This window comes from Phreatobacter sp. (assembly GCF_022843985.1).
GTDB lineage: Bacteria > Pseudomonadota > Alphaproteobacteria > Rhizobiales > Phreatobacteraceae > Phreatobacter.
In genome coordinates this window covers 143,865-160,348 of record NZ_JALHMP010000003.1, presented here as the reverse complement: position 1 = coordinate 160,348, position 16,484 = coordinate 143,865, and the positions used below count along the sequence as shown (strand labels likewise).

At 67.6% G+C, this 16,484-nt stretch carries 16 protein-coding genes and 1 riboswitch; of the genes, 9 read left to right on the top strand and 7 right to left on the bottom strand.

The annotated features are described in order from the left end of the window. Positions 1–228 precede the first annotated feature (228 nt). Both Q0C57_RS03180 and Q0C57_RS03175 read right to left on the bottom strand, forming a co-directional pair. Positions 229–453, bottom strand: coding sequence for a hypothetical protein (locus Q0C57_RS03180; protein WP_296571967.1), 225 nt, complete (start codon positions 451–453; stop codon positions 229–231). 102 nt (positions 454–555) lie between these two features. Further along, positions 556–2,262, bottom strand: a complete 1,707-nt coding sequence (locus Q0C57_RS03175) for a methyl-accepting chemotaxis protein (protein ID WP_296571964.1) — start codon at positions 2,260–2,262, stop codon at positions 556–558. A 378-nt stretch (positions 2,263–2,640) separates the two neighbouring features. On the opposite strand from Q0C57_RS03175, the gene Q0C57_RS03170 reads away from it, so the two are divergent. Beyond that, positions 2,641–3,654 (top strand): helix-turn-helix transcriptional regulator, encoded by a 1,014-nt coding sequence (locus tag Q0C57_RS03170; protein ID WP_296571961.1) that lies wholly within the window; start codon positions 2,641–2,643, stop codon positions 3,652–3,654. Positions 3,655–3,687: 33 nt separating this feature from the next. On the opposite strand, the gene Q0C57_RS03165 is transcribed toward Q0C57_RS03170, so the two are convergent. Next, positions 3,688–4,782, bottom strand: coding sequence for a 2'-deoxycytidine 5'-triphosphate deaminase (locus Q0C57_RS03165; protein ID WP_296571959.1), 1,095 nt, complete (start codon positions 4,780–4,782; stop codon positions 3,688–3,690). 79 nt (positions 4,783–4,861) lie between these two features. Next, positions 4,862–4,940: riboswitch (SAM riboswitch) on the top strand. A gap of 83 nt (positions 4,941–5,023) precedes the next feature. Between Q0C57_RS03165 and Q0C57_RS03160 the strand changes: the two genes are divergently transcribed. Both Q0C57_RS03160 and Q0C57_RS03155 read left to right on the top strand, forming a co-directional pair. Beyond that, entirely contained in the window at positions 5,024–6,250 is a 1,227-nt protein-coding gene (locus tag Q0C57_RS03160; RefSeq protein ID WP_296571956.1) for an O-succinylhomoserine sulfhydrylase, read from the top strand. Positions 6,251–6,327: 77 nt separating this feature from the next. Then, positions 6,328–7,407, top strand: a complete 1,080-nt coding sequence (locus Q0C57_RS03155; RefSeq protein WP_296571953.1) for a quinone-dependent dihydroorotate dehydrogenase — start codon at positions 6,328–6,330, stop codon at positions 7,405–7,407. Here the strand turns inward: Q0C57_RS03155 and Q0C57_RS03150 are convergent. From Q0C57_RS03150 to Q0C57_RS03135, 4 genes are all read right to left on the bottom strand, one after another. Continuing rightward, a complete protein-coding gene (locus Q0C57_RS03150; RefSeq protein ID WP_296571951.1) occupies positions 7,400–8,725 on the bottom strand; it encodes an MATE family efflux transporter in 1,326 nt (441 codons plus the stop codon). The two genes, Q0C57_RS03155 and Q0C57_RS03150, sit on opposite strands and share 8 nt — an antisense overlap. A 220-nt stretch (positions 8,726–8,945) precedes the next feature. Continuing rightward, positions 8,946–9,833, bottom strand: coding sequence for a bifunctional helix-turn-helix domain-containing protein/methylated-DNA--[protein]-cysteine S-methyltransferase (locus Q0C57_RS03145; protein WP_296571948.1), 888 nt, complete (start codon positions 9,831–9,833; stop codon positions 8,946–8,948). Positions 9,834–9,915: 82 nt separating this feature from the next. Beyond that, the gene (locus Q0C57_RS03140; RefSeq protein WP_296571945.1) at positions 9,916–10,380 is read right to left on the bottom strand and encodes a YbaK/EbsC family protein; all 465 of its coding nucleotides are present in this window, start codon (positions 10,378–10,380) and stop codon (positions 9,916–9,918) included. A 12-nt stretch (positions 10,381–10,392) separates the two neighbouring features. Beyond that, positions 10,393–10,932 (bottom strand): DUF2244 domain-containing protein, encoded by a 540-nt coding sequence (locus tag Q0C57_RS03135; protein ID WP_296571942.1) that lies wholly within the window; start codon positions 10,930–10,932, stop codon positions 10,393–10,395. Positions 10,933–10,954: 22 nt separating this feature from the next. Between Q0C57_RS03135 and nth the strand changes: the two genes are divergently transcribed. From nth to Q0C57_RS03105, 6 genes are all read left to right on the top strand, one after another. Further along, positions 10,955–11,722 (top strand): endonuclease III, encoded by a 768-nt coding sequence (gene nth, locus Q0C57_RS03130; RefSeq protein WP_296572141.1) that lies wholly within the window; start codon positions 10,955–10,957, stop codon positions 11,720–11,722. 126 nt (positions 11,723–11,848) lie between these two features. Then, a complete protein-coding gene (locus tag Q0C57_RS03125; protein ID WP_296571940.1) occupies positions 11,849–13,075 on the top strand; it encodes an ABC transporter substrate-binding protein in 1,227 nt (408 codons plus the stop codon). Positions 13,076–13,174: 99 nt separating this feature from the next. Continuing rightward, positions 13,175–14,044, top strand: a complete 870-nt coding sequence (locus tag Q0C57_RS03120; protein ID WP_296571937.1) for a branched-chain amino acid ABC transporter permease — start codon at positions 13,175–13,177, stop codon at positions 14,042–14,044. Continuing rightward, positions 14,041–15,057 carry a branched-chain amino acid ABC transporter permease gene (locus Q0C57_RS03115; RefSeq protein ID WP_296571935.1) on the top strand — a complete coding sequence of 339 codons (1,017 nt, stop codon included), beginning with the start codon at positions 14,041–14,043 and terminating at the stop codon, positions 15,055–15,057. The genes Q0C57_RS03120 and Q0C57_RS03115 overlap by 4 nt, the downstream gene beginning before the upstream one ends. After that, a complete protein-coding gene (locus Q0C57_RS03110; protein ID WP_296571932.1) occupies positions 15,054–15,776 on the top strand; it encodes an ABC transporter ATP-binding protein in 723 nt (240 codons plus the stop codon). The genes Q0C57_RS03115 and Q0C57_RS03110 overlap by 4 nt, the downstream gene beginning before the upstream one ends. After that, positions 15,777–16,481: an ABC transporter ATP-binding protein gene (locus Q0C57_RS03105; RefSeq protein WP_296571930.1), complete on the top strand. Its 705-nt coding sequence runs from the start codon at positions 15,777–15,779 to the stop codon at positions 16,479–16,481. Positions 16,482–16,484: the final 3 nt, after the last annotated feature.

Here is a 16,484-nt window from a genome sequence, read left to right as displayed (position 1 = left end):
TGGATACATTGTCAGTCGAATGGCGAGGGTGTGATATCAGAAGTGAGAAGAGACCTGAAGCGGGTGCCTGACAGACGCGGTCGGTCTTCCCGCTCAGGACGGGCGACTTGCCGGAGCTCAGTGCGTTGCTGTTCGCAAGGGTTGCCCGTCGGCGGCTTTGGGCGCGCTGGCCTCGTCCCGGTCACCTCCCTGGTCCGGCCCCGATCAGGGATCCGTTTCGCCGGACGCTCAGCCGGATGTGTCCAGGGCGCGTTGGATGGCTGCGCAATAGCAGGCGAAGAATTCGATGTAGGTCTTTGTCATGACAGCGAACTGGACGTTGAGCTCTTCATGATTGTGGAACGGCGCGTTGGCGATGGGCATCTGCAGGCGTTGCAGGGCGCTCGCCAGCACATGCATCTCCGTCGCGATCAAGGTCGCAGCGCCCGGCTGCACGAAGGATGCGTCGACCACACGGAAGGACGTTTTTTTCATCGGGGCTGACCGTGTCGCGTTGAAGGCCTTGCCGGGACCCGGGCGGCTGCAGCCCGAATCCCGGCCTTTCGTCACTGCCGATCAGGCGGCCCTGACATTGGCGAGGAATTGCCGCACCTCGGCCGAGAGGCGTTCGGCCTGGCGGGCGAGGTCGGAGGAGGCGCTGAGCACCTGCGAGGCGCCGTGGCCGGTCTCCGCTGCGGCCTGGGCGACGGAGGTGATGGCGGAGGATACCTCGCTGGTGCCGGTCGAGGCCTGGCCGACCGCGTTGACGATCTCGCGGGTCGCCGAGCCCTGCTGCTCCACCGCCGAGGCTATCGACGAGCTGGCGTCGTCGATCGAGCGGATGCTCCCGGTAATGCCGGCGATGGCGTCCACCGCCTTGCGCGTCGTTTCCTGGATCGAGACGATCTGCGAACCGATCTCGCTGGTCGCCTTCGCTGTCTGCTCGGCAAGGCCCTTGACCTCCTGGGCGACGACGGCAAAGCCCTTGCCGGCCTCGCCCGCCCGCGCCGCCTCGATGGTGGCGTTGAGGGCGAGGAGATTGGTCTGGCTGGCGATGTTCGAGATCATCTCGACGATCGCCCCGATGCGGGCGGCGCCCTGCGACAGTTCGGCGACGATGCCGCTGGTGGAATCGGCTTCCTTGACCGCCCCGCGGGCGAGGTTTGCCGAATGCTCGACCTGGCGGCCGATCTCCTGCACCGAGGCACCGAGCTCCTCCGCCGAACTGGCGACGGCGGTGACATTGGCGCCGGCCTCTTCGGCGGCGCTGGCGACCGAGGTCGACTGGGCCGAGGCTTCCTGGGCGGAGGCCGTGAGCTGCGTGGCGGTGGCCTGCATCTCGGTGGCCGCTGCCGACACCATGTCGACGATGCCGCCGACGGAGGCTTCGAAGCGGTCGGCGAGCTCGCGCATCATCGCCTTCTGCTGCTGCTCCTGCTGGGCCTTGGCGGCCTCCTGTTCGGCGCGCAGGCGACTGGTCTCGAGGCCGTTGGCCTTGAAGATCTCGGCCGCCCGGGCGATGTCACCGACCTCGTCCTTGCGCTCGGTCCCCGTGACCTTCACGTCGAACTTGCCCTCGGCCAGGCTCGCCAGCGTCTCGTTGATGGCGCGGATCGGCCGGGCGATGCCAACCTGGCCGATGAGGACGCCGAGACCGATGCCGATGATGCCGGTGATCGCCATGATGACGTAGAGCAGCTTTTCCTTTTCGTCCGCAGTGTCCTGGATGGCCTTGGCGCGTTCAGTGGACCGTCCGATCAGGACATTGGTCATATCCGCAACCACCTGGCGCGTCTCGACCATGAGCCGCCGGCTGTTCAGCGACATCTCGTCGAGCTGTTTCTGCTGCTCGGCGGTGATGGCCCCCTGAACCTGCGCCGCGGCGGCAAGGCTCCTCTGCACCGAGGCGCGCAGCGGCTCGAAGGAGGTTTCGGCCTTGCGCAGGGCCTCCTGTACGACCGGTGCCGTCGACGCACGGATGATGTCGAAGCGCTGGCGGGTCTGCTCCATTTCCCGACCGGCATCCGCCGTCAGCTCGCGGATCCGTTCGGGGCGCGGGTCGGCGGCGATCAGCAGTTCGATGCGGTTCAGGGCGAGAACACCGCTGTTGATTCGGGCCGAGGCGACGGCGCGCTGGGCGGCCCCCGATGCCTCCTGCGCGTCATTCGAGACGATGCTCACCGCGAAAATGCCGACCAGGCCGACGACGACCATGGCAATATTGAGAAGAATGACCAGGGCGAGAATTTTCGGGGTCGTTCTGACGGCGCCGAGAGACAGCATGGTGGTGGCCTCCAATATGTGGATCGGGGAGCGCGCGGCCAGCGGTCCGGCGCGCCAATGCACGTGGGGATGACCTAGAGGCGAGGAGCGACCACGCGGGGCTCTCCTAAAGTCGCAGGTCGGCCATGCGACAAATAGGCACATTTTCAGTTAATCCGAAGTTAATCGATGAGAATTCGCGTTTTGTATAGCGGTACGTTAAACGTATTCATCAATAGTAGCGATGAATGTGCGGTCCTTTTCATGGACGGATCATCAATTGGTCAATATAGACACCCTAGGAATTCTGCGATCGCGAGATTTTATAAAATATCCTTGCGGCAGGTCCGGCGCTGTGTAAAGCAGGGATCAAATGTCATTTGATTTAGGAGCTGTCTGATGTTTCCCGGTGAGCTGCTGTTGGGAAGCGCCGCATATCGCGATGCCGATCAGGCATCCGACGAACTCGGGCGTTCGACGAATTGCCGGATATCCATCCGGCCTGCGGCGCCCGGTCCCTTCGCCCTTGACGTCGCGTTCGTCTCCAACGGCTCGACCTTCGTGGTCGATTCCTTCAACGGTTATGGCAGCACGGCCTGCAGCCGGAATGGCGTGCGCTGCATCGGAATCAGAACCGTCAGCAAAGGCCTCGTCGGGGTCTCCCGGGCAGGTGAGGACATGATCATCGCGCCGGACCAGGGACTGATCTTCGACACGCTGCGCTCAGAACGGCATTTCGCATCGGCCGACTCCGATTGCCGCTTGGTGCTGATGTGTTTCGACAGGGCGACCGAAATGGCGCGCCTGCTGATCGATCGTCCGATCGGCGATGACTGGCCCTGGGCGAAGGCTTTCGGGGTCGATAGTCCGGTCGGCCGCGGTCTCAATGCCCATGTCAGTTCTGCCCTGGTGAACATTCAGCTGGCTCACCGCGCCAGACGCGCCGCGAACCATTCTCTTCGTTTGACCGAAGAGGCCTTGCTGATGTTCATCATCGAGCAGGCCGGCATCTTCCTTGGCCTGGGAGATCCGGACGATGTCGCGCCGCCATCTGCCCATCAGGTCAGTCGGGCGATGGAACTGATCGAGGCGATGGACACCCCCCTCACGGTGACCGAGGTCGCCGAGGCCGTGGGCGTCAGCGTCCGCGCCCTGCAACTCGCCTTCCGTCGCCGTATGGGAGCCTCGCCGCACACTGTGATCAAGCGCGCGCGCCTGCGCCAGGCCCGGCAGTTGCTGGAAAGCGGCGAGATCACGACGGTGCGCGATGCCGCCAATCGTCTCGGCTTTTCGAACGTGGCCCGCTTCTCCACCGAATACCGCGATGTTTTCGGTGAGTCCCCGCTGGTGACGCTCAAGAGGGCCTTGGGCGGCTCCTTCAGGCCTGTGCCGGGTGGAGAACAGGAACCATAGCGCCGGCGGCCGGGTTGCCCGCGTGGGACCCGATCAGCGGAAATGCTTGGAGAGCTTCAGGCCCTGCGCCTGGTAGTTCGAGCCCGACTGTCCATAGAGCGTGCGCGGCCGCTCGGTCATCCGTTCATAGACGAGACGCGCCACGATCTGCCCGTGTTCGAGGATGAAGGGCACCTCGCGCGAGCGCACCTCGAGCACGGCGCGCGCGCCGCGGCCGCCGGCGGTGGCATGGCCGAAGCCGGGGTCGAAGAAGCCGGCATAATGGGCGCGGAATTCCCCGACGAGGGGATCGAAGGGCAGCATCTCCGCCGCATAATCCGGCGGCACCACCACGGCCTCCTTCGAGGCGAGGATATAGAACTCGTCGGGGTCGAGGATCATCTCGCCCTTGCCGCGCTCCTGGATCGGTTCCCAGAAGTCGAGCACGTCGTGGGCGGCCTTCCTGTCGACGTCGATGACGCTGGAATGGCGCTTGGCACGGTAGCCGAGGAGCCCGCCCCAGGCCTCGCCGAGGAGGTCGATGGTCACCGCGATGCCGACCGGCCCCACCACCGGCGTGCCGGTATCCACCAGCCGCTCGGTCTCCTGCAGGCCATTGACCTCGTCGAGCGTCAGGTCGGCGCGGCCGCGGCGGAAGCGGATCTGCGACAGGCGCGAGCCCGCGCGCACGAGGATCGGGAAGGTCTGCGGCGAGACTTCGAGATAGAGCGGCCCCTCATAGTCGGCGGGGATCGTGTCGAAGGCCTGGGCGCGGTCGAGGATGACGCGGGTGAAGACGTCGAGCCGGCCGGTCGAGCTCTTCGGATTGGCGGTGGCCGAAATGCCGCCGCGCAGGGCCAGCCCCTCCATCAGTTCGACCAGATAGACGCAGCCCGTCTCCAGCACCGCGCCGCGCGACAGGTCGATCTCGTGCAGGGCGACAGCCTGCAGCCGGTCGGCCACCGTCGTATGGGGACCGGGGAGGAAACTCGCCCGGATGCGATAGGCGCGGGTGCCGAGGCGCAAGTCGAGGGAGGCCGGCTGAACCTGGTCGGCATCGAGCGCCCGGGCGATGCGGATCGCGCCGCGCGCCACCAGATCCTCGATCGCCTGTGCGGGCAGAATGCCCTGAACCATGTCGTCCTGCATGCGCCCCAACTCCGACGAACGAAACGTTCGTCAAAACGAACAAACCGCTTGACGCCTGCGCACCGCCGCCCTACCAACCTCACCACGACGTGGAGATTTGGCCGGCCGGCTTGCGAACCACGCTAAACAATTCGCTAAAAGGCCGGGCGCATGGGATCAACCCGGCCTCGGCTTTTGCCAGGTCGGGTTCTGTTTTTTCGGGGGACAAGTGTCCCGCCGCCGCGCCACGAGGAGCGATGCGATGAAGAAGCCCTTTGATCCCTCCCGCATGCGGCCGGCCACCCGCCTCGTCCATGGCGGGACCCTCCGTTCGGAATTCGGCGAGACGTCGGAGGCCCTCTTCCTCACCCAGGGCCATGTCTATGACAGTGCCGAACAGGCCGAGGCCCGCTTCAAGGGCACGGATGCCGGCTTCATCTATGCCCGCTTCTCCAACCCGACGGTCCAGATGTTCGAGGACCGCATCGCCCTGCTCGAAGGGGCCGAGGCCGCCAAGGCGACCGCCACGGGCATGGCCGCGGTGAACGCCGCCATGTTCGGCCAGCTCTCCGCCGGCGACCATGTGGTGGCCTGCAAGGCGCTGTTCGGGTCCTGTCGCTACATCATCGAGACGCTGCTGCCGCGCTTCGGCGTGCAGTCGACCCTTGTCGACGGCGCCGACCTCGCCCAGTGGGAAGCGGCGGTGCGTCCCAACACCAAGGTCTTCTTCCTCGAGAGCCCGACCAATCCGACCCTCGAGGTCTATGACATCGCCGCCATCGTCGCGATCGCCAGGAAGAGCGGCATCAAGGTCACCGTCGACAACGTCTTCGCCACGCCGATGATGCAGAGCCCGCTCGCCCTCGGCGCCGACTGCGTGGTTTATTCCACCACCAAGCACATCGACGGCCAGGGCCGCTGCCTCGGCGGCGTCATCCTCGGCTCGAGGCAGTTCATCCAGGACAATGTCTACCAGTACCTGCGCCAGACCGGCCCGGCCATGAGCCCGTTCAACGCCTGGGTGGTGCTGAAGAGCCTGGAGACCCTGCCGCTGCGCGTCGAACGCCAGACGACCAGCGCGGCCAGGATTGCCGATGCGCTGGCCGCGCTGCCGGGCATTACCAAGGTCATCTATCCCGGCCGCAAGGACCATCCGCAATACGCGCTCGCCAAGCGCCAGATGCGCGGCGGCTCGACGCTGATCGCCTTCGAGGTCGAGGGCGGCAAGGCCGGCGCCTTCCGCGTCGCCAACGCGCTGAACATCATCAGGATTTCCAACAACCTCGGCGATTCCAAGAGCCTCATCACCCATCCGCCGACGACGACGCACGACCGCTTCACCCCTGCCGAGAAGCTGGAAATGGGCATCACCGACGGGCTGCTGCGCCTCTCCGTCGGCCTCGAGGATCCCGACGACCTGATCGAGGACCTCGCCCAGGCGCTGAAGACGCTGGAATGGCCGGTGGACGCCAAGATCGTGCGGATTTGACGTGACGCGGCGGGCTGAGGGCAGGGTTCTTGACCTCCACCCTTGCCCGCCCCGCCGCGCGGTGCCAGAAACCACCCATGTCCCTGCTCTCTCTCGCCTCGCGCCTCGTCCGCCCGGTTCTGCTCTCCACGGATCCGGAGACGGGCCACAACCTCGCCATTGCGGCATTGAAGACCCTGCCGCTGCCGGGCTGCGGCACGGATGACCGGCGCCTTGCTGTCTCGGCCTTCGGCCTCCATTTCCCCAATCCGATCGGTCTTGCCGCCGGCTTCGACAAACACGCGGAAGTGCCCGATGCGTCGCTCAGGCTCGGCTTCGGCTTCGTCGAGGTGGGCGGCGTCACGCCGAAGCCCCAGCCCGGCAATGCCAAGCCGCGTGTCTTCCGCCTCGTGCCTGACGAAGCGGTCATCAACCGCTACGGCCTCAATTCCGACGGCGCTGACGTCGTCGCCCGGCGCCTCGCGGAACGGGCGGGCCGCAGCGGCATCGTCGGGGTCAATATCGGGCCGAACAAGGACTCCGCCGACCGCGTCGCCGATTACGGCCTGCTGGTCGAGAAGCTCAGCCCCCACGTGTCCTATCTCTCGGTCAACGTTTCCTCGCCGAATACGCCGGGCCTGCGCGACCTGCAGCAGGCGAGCTTCCTCGACGAGGTCCTCGCCCGCTGCCTTGAAGCCCGCGACAAGGCCGCGCCGGGCCGCCCGGTGCTGGTCAAGATCGCGCCCGACCTGTCGCTGGAAGGCCTTGACGACATGGTGGCCGTCAGCCGCCGCCGCGGCATCGACGGCATGATCGTCTCCAACACGACGATCGACCGCCCGGCGAGCCTGAAGGACCAGGCGACCGCCAGGGAGACCGGCGGCCTGTCGGGACGGCCGCTCTTCGGCCGGTCGACGGTCATGCTCGCCGAGGCCTGGCGCCGCGTCGAGGGTCAGTTTCCCCTGATCGGTGTCGGCGGCGTCGCCTCGGCCGAGGACGCCTATGCCAAGATCGCCGCGGGGGCGACGCTGGTTCAGCTCTATTCGGGCCTGGTGTTCAAGGGCTTCGGCCTGGTCGGGGAGATCAAGCAGGGGCTGGCCCAGCGGCTGGTGCGCGAACGCGTCGCCTCGGTCGCCGACCTCGTCGGCAAGGCCAATGCCGAGTGGCGCCTCACCTGAAGGTTGCGCGCATCAGGCCGGGCATGGCGAGGCCGAGATAGAGGCCGCGCACGGCCTGCATGACGAGATAGGCGATCCACAGCCCGTCATTACCGTAGCCGGAGAGCAGCCACCAGGCCGCGACGAAGGTCGCCGCCGCCGCCAGCATGCAGTTGCGCATGGCGGCGGTCCAGGTCGCGCCGATGAAGACGCCGTCGAGCAGGAAGGCCATGACCCCGGTGAAGGGCGTCAGCGCCATATAGGGCAGGAAGCGCCGCGCCTCCGCCCTGACAGCCTCCGAGGTCGTGACGAGGTCGATGGCCTGCGCCCCGCCGGCGAAGAAGGCGATGGAGGCGAGCGTTCCAAAGACGATCGCCCACAGGCTCGACAGCCAGAGGGTCCGGCGGAAGGCCTTTTCGTCGCGGGCCCCCACCGCCTGGCCGCCGAGTTGCTCGGCCGATGTGGCGAAGCCATCGAGGAAGAAGGCGACGACGCCGACGAAATTCATCAGTATGGCATTGGCGGCGAGGGTCGCATCGCCGCCGACCGCCCCCTGGCGGGTGAAGAAGGCGAAGGATCCGACGAGGGCCGCGGTGCGGATCATGATGTCGCGGTTGATGGCGATGGTGCGCAGGATGCGCGCCCGGTCGAGGACGACCCGCCACGGGACGGCGAAGCGCCAGCCGAGTGAGGCCATGACGACGACGAGGCCGACGGCCGCGCCACCATATTCGGCCAGGGCATTGGCGGTAGCGGCGCCGGTGATGCCGAGGCCGAGGACGGAGACGAAGACGACCGTCAGCGCCATGTTGGCGACGTTGATGACGATCTGCAGCACCAGGCCGGTCATGGTCCGCGCCTGGCCGATCAGCCAGCCGAGCACGGCGAAATTGACGAAGACCGCCGGCGCCGACCACAGGCGGACCGACACATAGGTATCGGCCGCGGCGGTGACGGCCGGGGAGGCGCCCATGGCCGTGAAGAACAGGAACAGCAGCGGCTTCTGCAGCACGATCAGCGCCAGCCCGAGTGCCACCGCGAGGATGAGGGCCCGGGCGATGACGGCGCGCTTTTCGACCGCATCGGCGCGACCGACCGCCTGCGCCGTCAGCCCGATCGTGCCCATGCGCAGGAAGGCGAAGGCCCAGAAGATCACATCGATGATGACGGCGCCGAGGGCGACTGCAGCCAGTGCCGTCGCATCGCCGAGCCGCCCGATGGCTGTGGCGCTGACGATGCCGAGCAGCGGTGTCGTCACATGGGCGAAGATCATCGGCACCGCGATGGCGAGCACGCGGCGATGGGTCACGACGGGGGAGGCTGCGAGAGCGGTGGTCACGCCGCCCTTCTAGCCGGGTGCCGGCGGAATTCCAGCGGCGGGCGGGCAGGGGAGGCATGGGGCTTGCGGATGGACCCCACCCTGTCCGTCATGCCCGGGCTTGGCCCGGGCATCCAAGACGTCATTCAGCAACGGTCGTGTTCAAGTCGTGGATGGCCGGGCCGAGCCCGGCCATCACGGAGAGTGAGAGCCTCTTCCAAGACAGATGCCCGGCAGCCACTCACCCCGTGTGCCCGGCCTCCCAGCCGAGCATGGCCTGCTTGCGCGTCAGGCCCCAGTGATAGCCGGTCAGCGCGCCGGAGCGGCCGAGCACGCGGTGGCAGGGGACGACGAAGGAGATGGGGTTCTTGCCCACCGCCGCTCCCACGGCCCGCGCCGCCGTCGGCCTGCCGATATGGCCGGCGATGGTGGAATAGGTCGTCGCCTTGCCCATGGGGATGCGCAGCAGCGTCTCCCAGACCCTGACCTCGAAATCGGTGCCGATCAGACAGACCCGCAGGGGACGCTCGTCCGTCCATGCGGCGGGATCGAAGACCCGCAGCGCCAGCGGCGCCGTGGCGGCCGCATCCTCGACGAAGACCGCCTTCGGCCAGCGTCCCTGCATATCGGCGAGGGCCGAGGGCTCGCCGCCCGGGTCGCAGAAGCCGAGGCCGGCGAGACCCCTGTCGGTCGCCACCACGATGGCGAGGCCGAAGGGCGAGGGGTGGAAGCCGTAGCGCATGACGAGCCCCGCCGCGCCGGTCTTGAACTCTCCCGGTGACATCGCCTCATGCGTCACGAAGAGGTCGTGGAGGCGCCCCGGTCCGGAATAACCGACCTCGTAGGCCGTATCGAGGACGCTTGCCTCGTCGCGCAGCAGGGCGCGCGCCGCATCCAGCGTGATCGCCTGCAGGAAGTCCTTCGGCGTCAGCCCGGCCCAGCGCCGGAACAGTTGGTGCAGATGGCCGGCGGAGAGGCCGACATGACCGGCCATCTCCTCCACCGAGGGTTGGCGGCGCCAGTGGTCGGTGATGAAGGCGAGTGTCTTGCGGACGGTCTCGTAATCATCGGCGGCCTCGCTGAGGCGGATGGGCCGGCCGTGCTGTTCGAGCTGGACGACGTTGAGCATGATGGGGCTCCAGGGGACGATCTGCCGCGACAATGGGCCATGACCCTGCCGGCAGCCACCCGATTCCTGCGGATCGTACCGCCTATTCGGCGATAGCAGCCACCCGGCCGCCGGAGAGCGTCAGCAGGTCGGCGAAGCGCGTCCGGAACACCGCATTCGGGGCACCCGCGGCCGCCCAGATCGGGTCGAGGACGGCAAGGTCCTGGTCCACCAGCACGACAGGCGGGGTCAGGTGGCCGACGGGGGACACGCCGCCGATGGCAAAGCCGGTGACATCGCGCACCCAGCGCACGTCGGGCCGCTCGACAGCCGCTCCGACCAGTGCGGCCACCTTGGCCGTGTCGACCCGGTTGATGCCGCTGGCGATGACCAGCACCGGCCGCGGGCCGGCGCGAAACACCAGGGACTTGGCGATCTGCGCCACGGCGCAGCCCACGGCCGCGGCGGCTTCCGCCGCCGTGCGGGTGCTGTCCGGGAAGGTGACGATCGTGTCGTCATGCCCCGCGTCCCTGAGCGCCGCCCTCACGCGGTCGATCGATCCTGCCATGCGAATGGTCCGTTAGTCGAAATGGGTGCGCACCGGTCCGCGCCTGGCCTCGGCCAGCGCCACCGTGAGCGCCTTGCCGAAGCCCTCGCGCTCGACGGGGGGCAGGAAGGTCGCGATGTCCAGCTGCCGCCGCCCCTCGTCGAGCGTCAGGCCGAGCACCTGTCCGTCCTCATCGTCGCGCGTCTGGTGGAGGCGCGTCCAGGCCGGGTTGAAGCGCCATTCGCGCGCCTGGCCGTGCCAGGTCACCTTGCGGACCAGGATCTCGGTGGGCGTGACAATCACCTCCTCGAAGGCCCGCGCATGACGATAATTGGCGCGGAAGGCGAGGAAGATGATCAGGACGTCGAGGCCGAGGAAGGGCAGGACCGGCCAGGCGCCGATGGAGAAGAAGATCACCGCGCCGACGAGATTGACCAGGCCCACGGCCGCCATCACGGCCAGGAAGCCGGGCCAGCCCATCGAGCGGTGGGGTGTCAGCAGGGCGGCGAAGAGCGGCGCCTCTTCCGCTCTCGCCTCCGCATCCAGGACCGCGTCTGCCTTGCCGCTGCTCATTGCAGCAGACTATACGACCGGAATGCGTGCTCCGACCACTCCCCGGAAGTCCATCCGAACCAAGGTCGACGGGGGCCCGGCGAAGCGGCCGGCCAAGGCGATCGCCAATCTCGCCGCAGCGAAAGCCGCCGCCAGGCGTCGCAAGCGTGACCGGCTGACGCCGCAGGAGATCGAGGCGATCTTCTTCCGCTTCCATGAGGTCACGCCCGAGCCCAAGGGCGAACTCGAAAGCGTCAACGCCTATACGCTGCTCGTCGCCGTGGCGCTGTCGGCCCAGGCGACCGATATCGGGGTCAACAAGGCAACGCGCCCCCTGTTCAAGGTCGCCGACACGCCCGAAAAGATGGTGGCCCTCGGCGAGGAGGCGCTGATCGGCTACATCAAGACGATCGGTCTGTTCCGCACCAAGGCGAAGAACGTCATCGCCCTGTCCCAGCGCCTGATCGCCGAGCACGGCAGCGCGGTGCCGGCCGACCGGGCGGCGCTGGAAAAGCTCCCGGGCGTCGGCCGCAAGACAGCAAATGTCGTGCTCAACATGGCCTTCGGCCTGCCGACCATCGCCGTCGACACCCACCTCTTCCGCGTCGCCAACCGCACCGGCCTCGCGGCCGGCAAGACGCCGCTCGTCGTCGAACTCGGCCTGGAGAAGGTCGTGCCGGATGCCTACCGGCTGCACGCCCACCACTGGCTGATCCTGCATGGGCGCTATGTCTGCAAGGCAGCGAGGCCCGACTGCCCCCGTTGCCTCATTGCCGATATCTGCCGTTTCGAGCAGAAGACCCCGGCCTGATCAAAGGGACTGCAGGCCGGCGGCGTGGCCTTGCGTTGCCCCCGCTTTCCCTCGGCGCGTCTTCGCGTAAGATCGGGCTACGAGGCGATCCGAGATGGAAGACCATTCGGATCCAGGGAGGAACCGATGAAGACAACAACCACCATCACCCGCCGCACCGCCATGGCCGGGGCCGCCGCCACGCTGGTCGCCCCCGCCGTCGTCAAGGCGCAGGGCCAGACGCTCAAGATCGGCTCGCTGCTGCCGCGCTCCGGCTTCTTCGCCCAGGCCGGCCAGTCCATGCATCGTGGCGTGCTGGCCGCCCCCGAACTGCTCGGTCAGCTCGGCTACCGGGTCGAGATCGTCCATATCGACACCGAATCCAATGCCGACGTCGCCCGCACCCAGGCCGAGCGCGCCATCAACGATGGCTGCCACGTCCTGACCGGCGCCTTCGATTCCGGCCACACCCTCGCCATCGCCCAGGTGACCGAGCAGCGTCAGGTGCCCTTCGTCGTCAACGTGGCTGCCGCCCCGCAGATCACCGAGCAGGGCTACAAGTTCCTCGTCCGCAACTTCCAGACCGGCGGCCAGCTCGTCACCAACGGCCTGCGTCTGATCAGAGACGTGATGGAGGCCAAGTCCATCAAGTTCGAGAAGGCGGTCTTCCTCCACGCCAACGACACGTTCGGCACCGCCCAGCGCAACGCCATGGACGCCATCTGGCCGCGCGTCGGCCTGCCGATCCAGCTTGTCGAGAAGATCGCCTACGACCCGCGCGCGCAGGACCTTTCGGTCGAGGTCACCAAGATCCGCTCGATCAATCCCGATCTCGTCATGTGCGTCACCCGCGCCTCCGACGCCATCAAGATGGTGCGCGACATGGTGCGCCAGCGTTTCCAGCCGAAGGCGATCATCTCGCCCGGCTCGCCCGGCTTCTATGACGAGGAATTCTACCAGGCCCTCGGGCCGCTGGCCGATTTCGTGCTCTTCGGCCTGCCCTGGGCCAACCCGAAGTCGAACATGACCCAGGCCTTCGAGAAGGCCTTCGTCAAGGCGAACCCCAACAACCGTTTCGCCGTCGACAGCTTCAATGCCGGCTTCGCCTTCGAGGGCATGCTGATCGCCGCCGACGCCTTCAAGCGCGCCGGCACGACCAATGGGCCCCAGCTCATGGAGGCGGTGAAGGCCACCAACCTGCCCGAGCACGTGATGATCGGCGGTCCCATCACCTTCGACGCCAAGGGCCAGAACCCGAATATCGGCTCCGCCCTGGTGCAGAACCTCAGACGGGTCCCGACCGTCGTCCTGCCGAAGGACGTGGCGGTCGCCGAGCCGGTGCTGCCCTTCCCGGCCTGGCAGGGACGGAGCTGAATCTGCGCATATCGCCGGGGGCCTCTGCCCCCGGCTGTTGCCGCGGGCCTGCCGACAGGCTAACTGCGGCTGTCTTCCACAACGGACACCCCGAACGGCATGCTCTGGTCGCTCTACGCCAATGTTCTCGTCCAGGGTGTGCTGACGGGCCTCGTCTATGGCCTGATGGCGCTCGGCCTCTCGGTCATTTTCGGCGTCGTCCGCGTCGTCAACTTCGCCCATGGCGAATTCGCCGTTGTCGGGATGTATGCCGCCTTCGTGCTGTTCCGCTCCTTCGGCATCGACCCCTTCCTGTCGATGCTGCCGATCGCCGCCGCCTTCTTCGTCATCGGCTACGGGCTGCAGCGCACGCTGATCAACCCCTTCGTCTCGCGCCCTGAACACGAGCAGTTCATCCTGCTGGTGGGCCTCGCCATCATCATGGTCAACGGCACGCTGATGATCTTCGGCCCGGATGCCCGCAGCGCCAACCTGCCCTATTCCTTCGACAGCTGGGAAATCGGCGCCATCATCGTCGACAAGGTGCGTGTCTATGCGGCCATCGCCGCGCTGGCGGTGGCGGCCCTGCTCTTCGCCTTCTTCCGCTTCACCGCGACCGGCGTCGCCATCCGTGCCTGCGCCGACAATCTCGTCGGCGCGGCCGTGGTCGGCCTCGACGTCAAGAAGCTCTACGCGCTCACCTTCGGCCTCGGCCTTGCCTGCGTCGGGGCGGCGGGCGCGCTGATGGTGACGCTGACCGATGCGACGCCGATGATCGCGCCGGCCTTCACGCTGCTCGCCTTCACCATCGTCATCATCGGCGGCATGGGCTCGATGACCGGCGCCATCGTCGGCGGCCTGCTGATCGGCATCGCCGAGGCGCTGGCCTCGGTCCTCATCGCGCCCTCGATGAAGACCATGGCCTCCTTCGGCCTGCTCGTCCTTGTCCTGGCGCTCCGGCCGCAGGGCCTCCTCGGGAGGCGGGCATGAACCCCTTCGCAACGCTCGCCCGGCTGGTCGACGAGGCGCCGCGCCGCGCCCTTCTGTTGCTGGCGGCCTTCCTCGCCGTGCTGCTGGTGGCGCCGGTCGTGCTCGACCGCTATCTGCTTTCGGTCTTCTTCCTGATCTTCTGGTTCGCCACCGTCGGCCAGGCCTGGAACATCATGATGGGCTTCTGCGGCCAGTTGTCCCTCGGCCATGCCCTCTATGTCGGCCTCGGCGGCTATATCGGCGCGCTGCTCTGGGTGAAGTTCGGCATCTCGCCTGCCATCGCCATCGTGCCGGCCATACTCGTCGCCATGGCCTTCGGCGCCGTCATCGGCTGGCTCGGCTTCCGCTTCGGCATCGAGGGCGTCTATTTCGCCCTGCTGACCATCGCCTTCGCCGAGGTGGCGCGCATCGGCTTCGACAACTGGTCCTTCGTCGGCGGCGCCGCCGGCTTCTTCATCCCCGTATCGGCGGCCGCCAGCCCGGTGAACCTGCGCGGCGGGCCCATGCTGTTCTACTACGTCGCGCTGGCGATGATGATCATCGCCTTCATCCTCTGCGCGGCGCTGCGCCGGTCGCGGCTGGGCCATGCCTGGCTCGCCGTGCGCGAGGATGCGGAGGCGGCGCGGGCCCTCGGCATCGACGTCTTCCGCGCCAAGATGGCGGCAGTGGTCATCTCCGCCGCCATGACGGCGGTGGCCGGGGTCGTCTACGCCTTCTACCAGAACAATCTCTTTCCCAGCCAGACCTTCGACATCGCCCGCTCCATCGAGATGATCCTCGCGCCGATCATCGGCGGTCTCGGCACGCTGTTCGGTCCCATCCTCGGCGCCTTCATCCTCACCCCCCTCGGCCAGACGCTCATCGCCCTGGTCGAGAAGATCGCCGGCCGCGCCATTCCCGGCGTCAATCTCGTCTTCTACGGCGCGGCGCTGATGGTCATCATCTGGTTCACCCCGAACGGCGTCTGGCCCTGGCTGAAGAAGAAGCTCGGCATTCCGGAGGGGCGCGAATGACGCCGCTCCTCGACGTCCGCGGCGTCACCAAACGCTTCCGCGGACTCACCGCCGTCGACACCGTCTCCCTCACCGTCACGGAGGGCGAGATCTTCGCGGTGATCGGCCCCAACGGCGCCGGCAAGACCACGCTGTTCAACATGATCGCCGGCGCCATGACCCCCGATGCGGGGACCGTGACCTTCGCCGGCACGCGGGCTGACGGCCTGCCGCCGCATGAACTCTGCCGGCGCGGGCTCGCCCGTACCTTCCAGATCGTCAGGCCCTTCCCGGAACTGACGGTGCTGGAAAACGCCACCATCGGCGCGATGATGCGCGCGCCCGACATGGAGGCGGCACGGACGAAGGCCGGCGAAGTGCTGCGCCAGCTCGATCTGTGGGACCGGCGCGAGGCCAAGGCGAAGTCGCTGACCCTGCCCGACCGCAAGCGCCTGGAATGCGCCCGGGCGCTGGCCACGGGGCCGCGGCTCCTGCTGCTCGACGAGGTGATGGCGGGGTTGCGTCCCACCGAGGTCGACCGCATCGTCGCCATCCTGCGCGAGATCAACCGCTCCGGCGTCACCATTCTCCTCATCGAACATGTCATGCGCGCCACCATGGCGCTGGCGGGGCGCATCCATGTGCTGCATCACGGCGCCACCATAGCCGAGGGCACGCCGGAGGAGGTGACGCGCCACCCCAAGGTGCTGGAGAGCTATCTCGGGGCGGAGGCTCTCTAGATGCTGTTCGTCCACGACATCGATGTCTTCCACGGCGACGCCCAGGCCCTCGACAAGGTCTCGCTGGAGGTGCCGGAGCGCTCCATCGTCGCCATTGTCGGCGCCAACGGCGCCGGCAAGACCTCGCTGATCCGCACCATCGCCGGCATGCACCGCCCCGCAGCTGGGACCATCCGCTTCAAGGACCGCGACATCACCGGACTGCCCAGCCACGAGGTCTGCGATCTCGGCATCGGCCAGGTGGCGGAGGGCCGTCAGGTCTTCCCCTCGCTCTCCGTCGCCGACAACCTCGCCATGGGCGCCATGATCCCGCGCGCCCGCCGCCACAAGGCCCGCAACATCGAGCGCGTCTACGCCATGTTTCCGCGGCTCCTGGAGCGCGCCGGTCAGGCGGCCGGCACGCTCTCCGGCGGCGAGCAGCAGATGCTCGCCATCGGCCGCTGCCTGATGGGCGAGCCCGAACTCGTCATGTTCGACGAGCCCTCCCTCGGCCTTGCTCCGACCGTCGTCCAGGACGTGCTGCGCACCATCCGCGACCTCGCCGAGGGCGGCCTCACCTGCCTCCTCGTCGAGCAGAACGTCGCGGTCTCCCTGCGGCTTGCCAGCCGCGGCTACGTGCTGGAGAACGGCCGGGTGACGCTGACCGGCACGGGCGCCGAGCTCCTCGCCGACGACGGCGTCAGGAAGGCCTATCTGGGGATGTGACCC

Excerpts from the sequence above, each read along its gene's own strand:
- Q0C57_RS03175 (WP_296571964.1), bottom strand. The coding sequence starts at position 2,262 with ATGCTGTCTCTCGGCGCCGTCAGAACGACCCCGAAAATTCTCGCCCTG.
- Q0C57_RS03170 (WP_296571961.1), top strand. The coding sequence starts at position 2,641 with ATGTTTCCCGGTGAGCTGCTGTTGGGAAGCGCCGCATATCGCGATGCC.
- Q0C57_RS03165 (WP_296571959.1), bottom strand. The coding sequence starts at position 4,782 with ATGCAGGACGACATGGTTCAGGGCATTCTGCCCGCACAGGCGATCGAG.
- Q0C57_RS03160 (WP_296571956.1), top strand. The coding sequence starts at position 5,024 with ATGAAGAAGCCCTTTGATCCCTCCCGCATGCGGCCGGCCACCCGCCTC.
- Q0C57_RS03155 (WP_296571953.1), top strand. The coding sequence starts at position 6,328 with ATGTCCCTGCTCTCTCTCGCCTCGCGCCTCGTCCGCCCGGTTCTGCTC.
- Q0C57_RS03145 (WP_296571948.1), bottom strand. The coding sequence starts at position 9,833 with ATGCTCAACGTCGTCCAGCTCGAACAGCACGGCCGGCCCATCCGCCTC.
- Q0C57_RS03140 (WP_296571945.1), bottom strand. The coding sequence starts at position 10,380 with ATGGCAGGATCGATCGACCGCGTGAGGGCGGCGCTCAGGGACGCGGGG.
- Q0C57_RS03135 (WP_296571942.1), bottom strand. The coding sequence starts at position 10,932 with ATGAGCAGCGGCAAGGCAGACGCGGTCCTGGATGCGGAGGCGAGAGCG.
- nth (WP_296572141.1), top strand. The coding sequence starts at position 10,955 with ATGCGTGCTCCGACCACTCCCCGGAAGTCCATCCGAACCAAGGTCGAC.
- Q0C57_RS03125 (WP_296571940.1), top strand. The coding sequence starts at position 11,849 with ATGAAGACAACAACCACCATCACCCGCCGCACCGCCATGGCCGGGGCC.
- Q0C57_RS03120 (WP_296571937.1), top strand. The coding sequence starts at position 13,175 with ATGCTCTGGTCGCTCTACGCCAATGTTCTCGTCCAGGGTGTGCTGACG.
- Q0C57_RS03115 (WP_296571935.1), top strand. The coding sequence starts at position 14,041 with ATGAACCCCTTCGCAACGCTCGCCCGGCTGGTCGACGAGGCGCCGCGC.
- Q0C57_RS03110 (WP_296571932.1), top strand. The coding sequence starts at position 15,054 with ATGACGCCGCTCCTCGACGTCCGCGGCGTCACCAAACGCTTCCGCGGA.
- Q0C57_RS03105 (WP_296571930.1), top strand. The coding sequence starts at position 15,777 with ATGCTGTTCGTCCACGACATCGATGTCTTCCACGGCGACGCCCAGGCC.